Annotated in this window: 12 protein-coding genes and 1 pseudogene; 5 read left to right on the forward strand and 8 right to left on the reverse strand. The window is 75.0% G+C overall.

Features of this window, described 5'->3' with window-relative positions; genetic code table 11:
• Positions 1–147: 147 nt before the first annotated feature.
• Together AB0L29_RS00985 and AB0L29_RS00990 are read right to left on the reverse strand one after the other, a co-directional pair.
• Positions 148–561, reverse strand: coding sequence for a zinc ribbon domain-containing protein (locus AB0L29_RS00985; RefSeq protein ID WP_365821935.1), 414 nt, complete (start codon positions 559–561; stop codon positions 148–150).
• Between the two features lie 161 nt (positions 562–722).
• Entirely contained in the window at positions 723–1,391 is a 669-nt protein-coding gene (locus AB0L29_RS00990) for a TetR family transcriptional regulator (protein WP_365822667.1), read from the reverse strand.
• Between the two features lie 260 nt (positions 1,392–1,651).
• On the opposite strand from AB0L29_RS00990, the gene AB0L29_RS00995 reads away from it, so the two are divergent.
• From AB0L29_RS00995 to AB0L29_RS01005, 3 genes are all read left to right on the forward strand, one after another.
• Positions 1,652–2,497 (forward strand): hypothetical protein, encoded by an 846-nt coding sequence (locus tag AB0L29_RS00995; protein ID WP_365821937.1) that lies wholly within the window; start codon positions 1,652–1,654, stop codon positions 2,495–2,497.
• A gap of 98 nt (positions 2,498–2,595) precedes the next feature.
• On the forward strand, positions 2,596–3,273 hold the full coding sequence (locus AB0L29_RS01000) for a peptidoglycan-binding domain-containing protein (RefSeq protein ID WP_365821939.1): 678 nt from the start codon (positions 2,596–2,598) through the stop codon (positions 3,271–3,273).
• Between the two features lie 82 nt (positions 3,274–3,355).
• Positions 3,356–3,844, forward strand: coding sequence for a flavin reductase family protein (locus tag AB0L29_RS01005; protein ID WP_365822669.1), 489 nt, complete (start codon positions 3,356–3,358; stop codon positions 3,842–3,844).
• 240 nt (positions 3,845–4,084) lie between these two features.
• On the opposite strand, the gene AB0L29_RS01010 is transcribed toward AB0L29_RS01005, so the two are convergent.
• The 4 genes from AB0L29_RS01010 to AB0L29_RS01025 all read right to left on the reverse strand — a co-directional run bounded on the left by AB0L29_RS01010 (position 4,085) and on the right by AB0L29_RS01025 (position 9,080).
• Positions 4,085–6,403 carry a SpoIIE family protein phosphatase gene (locus tag AB0L29_RS01010; RefSeq protein WP_365822671.1) on the reverse strand — a complete coding sequence of 773 codons (2,319 nt, stop codon included), beginning with the start codon at positions 6,401–6,403 and terminating at the stop codon, positions 4,085–4,087.
• Between the two features lie 192 nt (positions 6,404–6,595).
• Positions 6,596–7,162 carry an antibiotic biosynthesis monooxygenase gene (locus tag AB0L29_RS01015; RefSeq protein WP_365821941.1) on the reverse strand — a complete coding sequence of 189 codons (567 nt, stop codon included), beginning with the start codon at positions 7,160–7,162 and terminating at the stop codon, positions 6,596–6,598.
• 109 nt (positions 7,163–7,271) lie between these two features.
• Entirely contained in the window at positions 7,272–7,646 is a 375-nt protein-coding gene (locus AB0L29_RS01020) for a hypothetical protein (RefSeq protein WP_365821943.1), read from the reverse strand.
• A gap of 516 nt (positions 7,647–8,162) precedes the next feature.
• Positions 8,163–9,080: a MurR/RpiR family transcriptional regulator gene (locus tag AB0L29_RS01025; RefSeq protein ID WP_365821945.1), complete on the reverse strand. Its 918-nt coding sequence runs from the start codon at positions 9,078–9,080 to the stop codon at positions 8,163–8,165.
• A gap of 235 nt (positions 9,081–9,315) precedes the next feature.
• Between AB0L29_RS01025 and AB0L29_RS01030 the strand changes: the two genes are divergently transcribed.
• Together AB0L29_RS01030 and AB0L29_RS01035 are read left to right on the forward strand one after the other, a co-directional pair.
• On the forward strand, positions 9,316–9,483 hold the full coding sequence (locus tag AB0L29_RS01030) for a hypothetical protein (protein ID WP_365821947.1): 168 nt from the start codon (positions 9,316–9,318) through the stop codon (positions 9,481–9,483).
• Positions 9,484–9,534: 51 nt separating this feature from the next.
• Positions 9,535–9,936, forward strand: coding sequence for a DUF3662 domain-containing protein (locus tag AB0L29_RS01035; RefSeq protein ID WP_365821949.1), 402 nt, complete (start codon positions 9,535–9,537; stop codon positions 9,934–9,936).
• Here AB0L29_RS01035 and AB0L29_RS01040 read toward each other — a convergent pair.
• Positions 9,902–10,248 (reverse strand): annotated as a pseudogene (locus AB0L29_RS01040) (hypothetical protein); the annotation flags it as partial. The gene AB0L29_RS01035 and the pseudogene AB0L29_RS01040 overlap by 35 nt on opposite strands.
• 338 nt (positions 10,249–10,586) lie before the next feature.
• The gene (locus AB0L29_RS01045; RefSeq protein WP_365821951.1) at positions 10,587–11,279 is read right to left on the reverse strand and encodes a nucleoside/nucleotide kinase family protein; all 693 of its coding nucleotides are present in this window, start codon (positions 11,277–11,279) and stop codon (positions 10,587–10,589) included.
• Positions 11,280–11,367: the final 88 nt, after the last annotated feature.

Genomic DNA, 11,367 nt, shown 5'->3' on the forward strand with positions numbered 1-11,367 from the left:
AACGGAGCGGTTGCCGGCTGTGGGCCGGAGCGGTTGCCGGTCACGGGCCCGGTGCCGTCGGCGCCCGGTGCGGGCGGCCCCGGTCACGGCGAGTCCGGCCGTCGGCCGCGGATCCTGCGGGCGGCCGGCCGCAGGCCCGTCCGGCCGTCAGGTCCAGGCGCGGTACGGCTCGTCGATCAGCTGGAAGACCGGCTCGCCCCGTACCGGGTCCTTCGCCGTCGACAGGCGCACCCGGTCACCGCTGTGGATGCCGATGGGCGGGCCCATGACCCGGCCCCGCACGACGAAGCCCTCCGCCATCTCGACCAGTGACACGTTGCGCGCGGCCGGGGTGTTGCGGTGCACCACCGTGGAGTGGCGCACCGTCCCCACGCCCTCGCTGCGCTCGGTCCGCAGGTCGCTGCCCCGGCAGACCGGACACAGCAGCCGGTGGTACATGGCGGTGCCGCACCAGGTGCAGCGCTGGAAGAGGAGGGCGTCCGTGTCCGCGCCGCGCGGATCGAGCAGGCCCGTCGCGGAGCCGGCTGCCTGCTGGGCGGGGCTTCCTGAGGGGTGGTACACGCTGGTCAACTCCCTGCACTCGGCCGGAATCCGCGTGCGCGGTCACCCGGGCACGCGCGTGCGCGGTGCGCCGTGCCACCGTGCACACCGACAATGTATGGCACTCAGTGCCACGCGTAAAGGCACTCCGTACCCTCAAAAGTCCGGGTCCGGCACCCGGCTCAGCCCTGCCCGAGGGCGGACTCGATCTCCCGCACCACCCGCCACAGCGGGGCCCCGCGCCGGGACACGACGACCACCACGTCCTCGGGCCGCTCCTCGGCGGGCCGCACCGGACCGGCGCCGAAAGCGGACTGCACCCAGCCCAGGGCGTGGTCCACGGCGGCGTTCGCGTCGCCCCGGCCGTGCGAGCGCAGCCAGGAGCGCAGCGCGTTGTTGTGCGCCGCGACGACGGCCGCCGCGATCACGTCGGCCCGCAGGCTGCCGTCGCGCAGGCCGGCGTAGCGCCCGCGCAGGTACTCGGCCAGGGCGCGCTCGTAGCGCCACACCACCGACAGCTCGTACGCGCGCAGGCCGGGCACCTTCTTGGTGAGGCGGTAGCGCTGCACGGAGAAGGTGGGGTTCTCCGCGTACATCCGCAGCACCAGCCGGGCCGCGTCGCAGACCCGCCGCACGGGGTCGTCGTCCTCGGCGCCGGCGGCCAGGAAGGCCGTCATGTCGGCCAGGCACCGCTCGTGGTCGGGGAAGACCACGTCCTCCTTGGAGGGGAAGTAGCGGAAGAACGACCGCCGCCCGACCCCGGCGAGCGCCACGATGTCGTCGACGGTGGTCCGCTCGTACCCCCGCTCCAGGAACAGCCGGAAGGCCGCCGAGACCAGCGCGTCGCGCATCGGCGGTTTCCCGGTGCCCGCCTCCGCCGGCTCCGGCCCGCGCGTCTTCTCCGTCCCCTCCGTCTTCCCGGAGGTGCCGGGCGTCCCGGCGTCGCGCGCCCTGCCGCCGCGGCCGGACGCCGTCCTGCTGGAGCTCATGGACGGGAACGTAACACCTGACCGGTGCGGATGGCACTCGGTGCACTCCTGACGAGGTACTGAGTACCGCCGGCCGGGCCGGCCGTATGATCGGCTCCCGCCGCCGCCGAGGAGAGCCCCGCATGCCGACCGCCCGCCCCCGCCTCCTGTACGTCACCGACCTGGCCTATCAGGCGCGCGGGCGCCGCTACTGTGACGAGGACGTCTTCCTCACCTCGCGCCTGCGCGAGGAGTTCGACCTCGCGCTGTGCAACCCCCGGGACGCCGCCGCGCTGCTGGACGGCTTCGACGCCGCCGTGGTCCGCAACAGCGGCCCGGTGCTGACCCACCTGGCCGCCTACCACGCCTTCCGCGAGCGGGCCGCCGCGACCGGGATCCCGGTGTACAACCAGCTCACCGGCAGGGCCGACATGGCCGGCAAGCAGTACCTGCTGGACCTGAGCGCCGCCGGTCTCCCGGTGATCCCCACCGTCGACCACCCGGACGACCTGCACCGGCTGCCGCAGGCGGCGCAGTACGTCGTCAAGCCCAAGCTCGGCGCCGACTCCACCGGCCTGCGCACGGTCCCCGCGGCCGAGGTGCCCGGCCTCGTCGACGGCGGCGTCCTGGTGCAGCCGCGCGTCGACTTCGCCTACGAGGTCTCCTTCTACTTCGTCGACCACGACTTCCAGTACGCCCTGTACGCCCCGGACCCCGGCCGGCGCTGGGGGCTGGAGCCGTACGAACCCACCCGTGAGGACCTGGAGTTCGCCCGGCGCTTCATCGACTGGAACACCATCGACCACGGCATCCAGCGCGTCGACGCCTGCCGCGCGCCGGGCGGTGAGCTGCTCCTGGTCGAGCTGGAGGACCTCAACCCGTACCTGTCGCTGGACGCGCTCGACGACACCCGCAGGGACGCTTTCGTGGCCACCGTGACGGCGTCCCTGCACCGCTATGTGCGCACGGGCGGCGGGGGAGCCCGCTGAACTCCGGGGGCAGCGGGCGCGTATCTCTCCTCAAGGCCCGGGTCGTCGGAGCCTCGCGGGCGGACCCGCCCCGCGTCCCGGGACGGAAGGAGAGCAGCGTGCCGACACCGTCCGGACCCCGGCAGCCGCACGACGGCCCGGCCCTGGAACCGATCCGTGTCCTGCGCCCCCGCCGCACCGACGCCCTGGCGGAGCTGTTCCGGGAACTGTCGCAGGACCCGGATCTCGAGTCCGTCGCGGTGCCGGGGCGGCCGGCCGGCTCCGAGGACGACACGCGTGAACTCCCTCCCGTGGAGGAGGGCCACCGCCGGCCGGCCGACGGACGGGATCGCGGACGGGGACGCGGACGGGGACGCCGCCGCGCGGCCCTCGCGCTCGCCGTCGTCGCGGCCGCGGTGACCGGTTTCGGCACCGCCCTGCTGCTGCCGGACCGGGACACCGGCGACCGCGCGGCGCCCGCTCCCCGGCCCTCCGCGCCGCCCCCGGCCCCGCCCCCTTCGCCGGCCCCGCCCCCTTCGCCGGTCCCCGGCCCCGGCGGCGCCGGTGTCCTCGGCGAGGGCGACACCGGCGCCGAGGTGACCGAACTCCAGCAGCGCCTCCTGCGCGTCCCGGACGTCTACCCGGACGGCTCCACCAGCGGCCGCTACGACGCCACCCTGGCCGCCGCGGTCGCCCGCTTCCAGCTCTGGTACGGCGTCCGGGGCGACGAGACGGGCGTGTACGGCGACGACACCCGCCGCGCGCTGGAGTCCCGCACGACCGTGCACGGTGGCTGAAACCGAGCGCCCGATGCATGAGTTCGCCCGGCCCGGTGAGGAGATGCCCGAGACGCAATCGTGGAAGGGGAGCGGTGTGGGCATGGCCGACGCGGACGCGTTCACCGGACGGCTGGACCCCGACGTGTACGTGGTGACGGCCGCCGCGGGCGGCGAACGGGCGGGCTGCCTGGTGGGATTCGCCTCGCAGTGCTCCCTGCGGCCCGTGCGGTTCGTGGTGTGGCTGTCGGAGGCCAACCACACCTACCGGGTGGCACGGTCCGCGCGGTTCCTGGCCGTGCATCTGCTCGGCCGCGAACAGCGCGCGCTCGCCGAGCTGTTCGGCGGGCGGACCGGGGACCGGGAGGACAAGTTCCGGCACGCGCGCTGGCGGGAGGGGCACGGCGGGGCCGTGATCCTCCAGGACGCGACGGCGTGGTTCGTCGGCCGGGTCCTCACCCGGACCGGCGGCGGCGACCACGTCGGCTTCGTCCTCGACCCGGTCGAGTGGGGGCAGCGGGAGACGGACGACGGACCGCTGCTGCGCCTGGGCGACGTCATCACCATCCCCCCGGGGCACCCGGTGGACTGATCCGGGGCCCGGCATGCGAACCCCCGGCAACGCCCGGGGGAAGGACCGGTGCGCGGGCGGCGGCGGGCGTCACCCAGGGCCCGGGACGCCGTACGGGGTGCCCCGTACCGCCGCGAACCGAAGGCGACGCCGATGGACGGCTCCCGCGTCCCGGGCCTGGTCCTGCCCGTCGTCTTCCTGCCGGCCCTCGTCGTGGGCCTGTACCGGTACCGGCGTCACCGCGGTGACGAGTGACGGGCCCTACCGCCGCGGACCGCGCGGGACCCGGATGTCCAGGACGCAGACGTCGTCCCGGCGCTCCTCGGCCAGCATCGCCCCGAGCAGCGCTCCCAGCGACCCGGACTCGTCGGTGTGGTGGGCCGCGACGGCCTCGGCGAGCCGCTCCAGACCCCGGTCGATGCTCTCCGGGGGCCGCTCGACCAGGCCGTCCGTGTACAGGATCAGCCGGTCGCCCGGTTCGAGGCGGCACTCCGCCTCCTCGAAGACGGGCGCGGTGCACGCACCGAGCAGCAGGCCGCGCGGGCGGTCGAGGCGGCGCACCTCGCCGTCCCGCAGCAGCAGCGGCGGCGGGTGTCCCGCCTGCGCCCACACCAGGCGCCGCTCGCCGGGGCTGTAGCGGGCCAGCACCAGGGTGGCGGTGCCGTGGGAGTCGCGGGAGTGCAGCAGCAGCGTGTTGAGCCGGGTGAGCGCGCCGGTCAGGGAGGAGCCCGTGATGACCATGCCCTTGGCGGTGAAGCGCAGCTGCGCCATCGTCGCGACGGCGTCCACGCCGTGTCCGGCGACGTCGCCGACCACGAACAGGGCGTCGCCGTCCGGCAGTTCGATGGCGCTGAACCAGTCGCCGCCGACGTGGATCCCCGACTGCGCGGGCAGGTAGGCGACCTCGACGCGCAGCCCGGCCAGGTCCACCGGCCGTTTCGGCAGGGGCAGCAGCGCGTGCTGCAACCGGGCGGCCAGGGCTCGTTCGGCCTGGAGCACGTCGTGCTGCGTGAGGATCGCCCGCTCGCTCTCGACGAGGGCCAGCTCGGCCCGCCGCCGCGCGGTCAGGTCCTGTACAAAGCCGTGCACCTCGACGGGCGTTCCGCGGCTGTCCGTCACCGCCTCGGCCACCAGCCGCAGATGCCGCACGCCGTGCGGCGTCAGGATCCGGAACGGGAGGTCGAACGGCCGCCCCGCCTCGACCAGGTCCTCGATCGCGCGGGTCAGGGCCGGCACGTCGTCGGGCAGCGCGAGGCGCGGCAGGTCGGCGAGGCGGGCCGGGCCGTGCGCGGGGTCCCGGCCGAGGAGGGCGAAGACCTGGCTGGACCAGGAGGCCTCGTGGGTGGCCAGGTTCCAGTTCGCCCAGCCGAGGCTGCCCAGCCGCTGCAGGTCCGCCAGCCGCTGCTCCTGCCGGTCGGAGGAGCCGTGCCGGACCCAGGTGACGACCAGCGCCTCACCCAACCGCGCCACCCGGACGGAGTAGGTGGACAGCTCCGCGACACCGTCCGCGACCTCCTGCTGGGCGAACGGTTCGCTCTCGTACGGCTCACCCGTGGCCAGTGTGTGCAGACAGCCCCGCCACAGCGGCTCGTGCGCCGCGTCCGGCCGGCACTCCAGCAGCCGCCGCCCGGCGAGGCCGTCGTCGGCGCGGCCCAGCAGGCTGCCCGCCTGGGCGGTCGCGGCGTCGACGCGGAAGTCCTGGACCTCGCCCGACGCGGTGCGCAGCGGGGTGAGCAGCAACGCCGCGACCGGCAGCACCCCGAACACCGCCTGCACGGCGGGCCCCACGGTGGCGGCGGGCGGGCCGGGCCGGGCGCCGAACGTGCGCAGCCAGCCCGCGCACAGCCGCGTCACACCCCGCAGGTGGGCGCGGTCGCGCGGGGTGAACGGCCCGGCGCGGCCGCGCAGCACCCCGACGCAGACCTCGGGCGCGCCCGGGGCCGGCACGGGCAGCCAGGCACGGGAACGCCACCGCTCGGGCGGATCCCCGATCAGCAGGTACCGCTCCCTGTCCTCGGCGGGGTCCTCCAGCCAGCAGGGCTCGCCCGCCCGGAGGGCGTCCAGTGCCGCGACCCCGCTCACCGGCGGCACCTGGTGCCACTCGGCGGCCAGGGCGGCGCCGACACCGGCGTGCCCGGCCAGTTCCAGCCCGCCGGTGCGCCGCCGGACGTAGATCATGACCGCGTCCGTGCCCGTGTCAGGCATGAGGTGTTCCAGCAGGCAGCGGGCGAGGTCCTGGAAGGTGTGGACGCGGGCGAGGGCCTGCCCGAGACGGCCCAGAGCGGTGCGGACGTCCTCCGGCGCGGCCGCCTCCACCAGGGCCTCGGTGCCGTCGGCGCCGGGCAGGACCGGCTCCTCGCCCGCGGCGGTCTCCGGCTGCCCGGCGGGGCCCCCGGGGGGCGGCGTCAGGCTCCCCAGCGTGATCCAGCACTCCTCCAGCAGCGTGCGCCGTGCCGATTTGGCCCGCTGCAGCAGCAGTTCGCCCGCGGCGTCCGCGGAACAGCCGGTGAGTGCCATGACGGCGCCCTTGGCCCGCTCCACGACCGCGGACGTCGCCGCCTGGCCGCGCAACCGGTCCATCTCGGCGCGTTGCCGGGCGACGACCTTGGCCAGTTCGGCCAGGTCCGGCGCGGCACCGGTCTCCGCCGGGGTAGCGGGCTCGCTCGTCACGCGTCGAGCATCGCACACGAAACCGGGTGGGAAGACCGGCTTGGCGGCAGGAACCGGGCCCCCGGCCGGACCGCCCGGACCGCCGGTTCCCACCGCCGCGGGTCAGCGGTCGCCGGTCCGGTACAGCCACAGCCGCAGCAGCCGGCTCAGGCGCGGCATGACGAGATACGTGAGCACCGGCAGCAGCACCAGCGGGAAGACGGCGGCGCGCAGCGGCAGGGGCCAGTCGGCGGTGCGGGGCGCCAGCAGCCACTGGATGAGCAGGGTGCACGGATAGGCGCCGAGGAAGGTGGTGATCACCATCTTCCACCGGGGCGGGGCCTGCACGGTGGTGCCCGGCAGGCTGAACCAGGTCTCCATTCCGGTCGTCGACTGGCGTTCGCTGCTGATCTCGGTGGCGATGTCCTCGATCCGGCGGTGCCAGTCCGCGCGCTCCGCGGAGTCCAGCCAGGCGGCGAGCCGGTGCGGATCCGACCAGCGCAGCACCGCGTGGTAGCGGTGGCCGCCCTCGGGCCGCAGCCAGGAGACGCCCTCGTTGCCCGGGAACCGTCTGGCGCACCGGGTGATCCCGTGCGTCCACTCCTCGAACTGCTGCTGGCGGCCCGGGCGCACCTGCCAGGTGAGGATCGTGGTCACCGGCTCGCTGCGCCGGGATTCGGTGGCGCTCATTCCGTCACGTGTGCCACGCGTGGCGCGGCCCATGCGCGCGACCGCGGCGCCGTGGCCGGACGCCCGGCGCCGCGACCGCCGGCGCCCGACGGTCGCGGCCCCGCCCCGGTCAGCGCCCGGCGTTGCGTTCGGCCAGGGCCTCGGTGACGGCCCGCACGCTGCGCGCGATGTGCTGCAGCTGCATCACCTCCGCCGCGTACAGCTTGATCGTGTGCTCGATGACCGACTCGGGCAGCCCCAGCCGCGGCAGGTCGGCCCGGGCGGTCTGCAGGGCGGTGCGGGCCACCCGGATCTCGTGCTGGACCTGGATCTGCGCGTGCCGGGCGAGCAGGACGGGGTGGCGCAGGAGCGCGGGATAGCCGGCGTAGCGCGCCGGCACCAGCTCGCGCAGCCACTTGGCCGCCGAGCGCTCCCAGTCGTAGCTGCCGGGCATCTTGACCTGGCAGGGCCAGTCCGGGCTGGTGCGCGTGGACGTCAGGGGCATGGTGTTCGCTTCCGGGTGTGCGGCGTCGTGGGGGTGGACGACGGGGGCGGGCGGCCCCGGCCTAGGGGATGACCGGGGCCGCCCCGGGCGGCCGGGCGGGTGAGGCCCGGCCGAACACCCGGGACGCCGGAGCGGGCAGGAGCCGGCGGTGTCGGGTGCTCGCGCAGGAACCCGGTGCGGGCAGGTGCCGGCCGCGCGGCGGATGGAGCGGAGTGCGCATGGCGGACCGTCGGCTTTCCGGGCGGAGCGGGTGGTGCGTGAGCAGTATTTATATATGCCATCTGCTTTGCAAGACGTATGAAAACATTCATGCGTGCTCTGATCGGGAACCCCGTGTGCGGCGGGGTGCGCCGCGTCGGCCGGTGCGGAGGCGGGGAGCGCCGTCCCCCGGAGGAAACAGGGGCGTTGCGCCCCGGGAGGAAGCCCCGGGGAAGAAGATTCCGGGAAAAGCCGGGAAGAGCCGGGAAGAGCCGGGAAGAGCAGGGAAGAGCCGGGAAGAGGGGGAGCAGGGGACGTTCAGTCCCGGAGGAAGAAATGGTGCTGGTCGGCGACCTGCTCGTACTCCTCCAGGCGGGCCTGCGTCCGCTCGGGGTCCGCGTCGGTCATGGCCTGCAGCAGGGCCGCGCACATCACGCCCGGGGCGGCGTAGGAGTCGAAGACCAGACGTGATCCGGTGCCGGTGGCGAAGGCGACGTCGGCCGCGTCGGCGATCGGCCCGAGGGCCAGGTCGGTGATCAGCGCGACCTTCAGGCCGGCGCCGCGCGCGACCCGTACGGCGGTCAGGGTCTCCTGGGCGTGCCGGGGCATGGAGAACGCCAGCACCCAGGTGCCGCCGGCCTCGCGCGACTGCAGCAGCGCGTCGTAGGCGACGCTGCCGCCCCGCGTCACCAGCCGCACGTCCGGGTGGACGCGGCGGGCGGCGTACGCGAAGTACTCGGCCAGCGAGACGGAGATGCGCAGCCCGAGGACCGTCAGCGGGGTCGACGCCGACAGCTCGCGGCCGACCTCGATCACACGGTCGGCGTCGGCGAAGTCCCGCCGCAGGTTCTCCAGGTTCTCGATCTCGGCGTCCACGGCCGCCTGCAGCTCGTTGGCCCGGTTCTCCTCCGCCGGGCCTCCGGTGAAGGTGCCGAGCGCGATCGACTGGAGCCTCTCCCGCAGCGCGGGGTAACCGCTGAAGCCGACCGCCGAGGCGAACCGCGTCACCGAGGGCTGGCTGACGCCGACGCGGTCCGCGAGGTCCGTGATCGACAGGAACGCCGCCTCGGTGATGTGCTCGATCAGGTACTGGGCGATGCGGCGCTGGCCGGGGGAGAGCCGGGGCCCGTCGAAGAGCGCCCGCAGCCGGGACGTCGGGGACACCTCCGCCTCCGGGTCCGCCTTCCCCGAGGTGATCGCGGACGCCTGTGCGCGTGCCTGCTGCGGCGATGGCACCGGTGTGCCTCCTTCGTCTCCCACGGAAGTTCAACATAGCTCACGCACCGTGGTGACCAGGGCCTGCTCACGGTCGCACGGGACCGCCCGCCCCGGGCCGGAAAGGCATCCGGTCCCCGGCGGATGGATAGCCGCGCCATGTGCGGGAACCCGCCGCGGCAGAAGACCCGACACGGCGGACGGGCCCCGGCGGCACGCCGGGGGATCGTCCGGAACGACGCGATGGGAGTTCGGCATGACCGTCCCCGAGGAGAACCGGGCCAAGACCCACACGACCGACGAGGTCGTCGGGAACCAGGACCAGGAGCACGACGAGTCCCGGCCGCAGGGCGCCACCGGCCGCACCCTGCGTGAGGCGCTGGAGGAGGCCGAGGTGCGGCCCGACGACTTCGACGAGCGGTAGACACCGGTCCACCCCATCCACCCGACGACGCTTGCGGCAGGTGAGAGACATATGGGCGCACTGAGTGCGCTGGAAGAGGCCCTGGAGAACCGATGGGAGGCACTGTGGGTGCGGATGTTCGACAAGGAACCGGTCGAACTCCTCGACGCCCTGCACCGTGAATGCGACGACAAGGCCGTGGTGTGCCCCGCGGGCCGCGTCCTGGTGCCGAACGCCTACGAGGTGGAGCTCGCCGGCCCGGTCCACGAGGAACTGACGCGCCGGGGCAGCCGGGTGGACCAGGTGCTCACCGACAGCCTCGCCCGGCACGCCGAACGCCACGGCTACGAGTGGGCCGGCCCGCTCACCGTGCACGTCACCCGGTCCGCCGACGTGCCCAACGGCCGCTACCGCGTGGCGAGCAGCGTGATGACGCACGTCAGCGCCGAGGGCTTCCAGCACGCGGAGCGGTAGGAAGCGGTGGCGGCGGCCGACGGCGGCGGATCGTGATCGAGTGACCGGCCGTGTCGACCGGACGGCTGGTGCGGATCGACCCGGTCGGCCGCCCCGTCGCCTTCGCGGCCGAGGAGCCGGACACGACCAGCGGCCCCCGCACCCGGTCGGCGGGCACGGCGAGCGGATCGGCGGCCTCGATCCCGTGGAAGGACGGCACACCGCTGCCCTTGCACACGAGCCGGATCCGCTCGCCGCGGTACCGCGCGCGCAGCCGGTCGGCTAGCCGGCCCAGTCCTGGCCCCGGTCCACGTCGGAGTCGTGCAGCCGCAGACGGATACGGCCCGCACCGCCCCGGAGGCCGGCTCGATCCGGCCGGACCGGCCACGCGGACGCGGCAGAACCGTCGAGGGACGGAGGAGGACCGGTCGGTCAGGGGACGGCCGGTCTCCTCGGGGCGTCCCCGCCGGACGAAGTGGCCGCAGGCGGCGAGAAGGTGAGAGAACGTCAGGCCACGCGGGGGACGGGGGACGCCTCGACGGCGTGCGCCGACCGGCCCTCCGGTCCCGGTCCACGCTCGGTCCCGGACCCTGCTCCGATCCCGGTCCCGGTCCACGCCCCGGTCCTGGACCCTGCTCCGATCCCGGTCCCGGTCCACGGTCTGGTCCGGTTCAGCGCTCCGGTCGTGCCGGTGCGTTCCCGTCCGCCCGGTGGGCATGGACCGGCAACGCGGACGCCGGCACGACCAGGTCGGCCCGGTCCCGGGTCGCGGCGACCAGGTCGGCGTTGCGCTGGTCCGTGCCCAGCACCCACGCCACCGCCTCGTCGCGGCCCTTGCCGAACTCCTCGTGGCGGGCGACCAGACGCCGGACGCGCTCGGCCTCCTCCACCTCGCAGAACCACACCTCGTCGAGCTGCGGCCGGACCCGGGCCCAGGCACCGGTCTCCAGCAGGAGGTAGTTGCCCTCCGTCACGACCAGCCGGGCCGTCGGCGGCACCGGCACGGCCCCCGCGATCGGCTGCTCCAGCACGCGTTCGAAGCCGGGCGCGTAGACCACCTCCCCGTCCGGTTCCTCGCGCAGGCGGCGCAGCAACGCCGCGTACCCGGCCGCGTCGAAGGTGTCGGGCGCGCCCTTGCGGTCCCGGCGGCCGAGCCGGTCGAGTTCGGCGTCGGCGAGGTGGAAGCCGTCCATCGGGACGTGCGCGGCCCAGGGCTCCCCGCCCGTGTTCAGCTCTCGCACCAGGTGCTCGGCGAGCGTCGTCTTGCCCGCGCCGGGACCGCCGGCGATGCCGAGGACCGCGCGTCGGCCGTCCCGGGGCAGAGCACGGGCACGCGTGAGCAGGTCGTCGAAAGTCAGCGGCACACAGCAGAGTGTGCCACCCCGTGCCCGGCCGGCCGCGCCCGGTCCCGCACGGCACCGGGCATGTGGTGTGCGCCACAAAGTGGACGCC

Source organism: Streptomyces sp. NPDC052701, from assembly GCF_040678355.1.
Classification (GTDB): domain Bacteria; phylum Actinomycetota; class Actinomycetes; order Streptomycetales; family Streptomycetaceae; genus Streptomyces.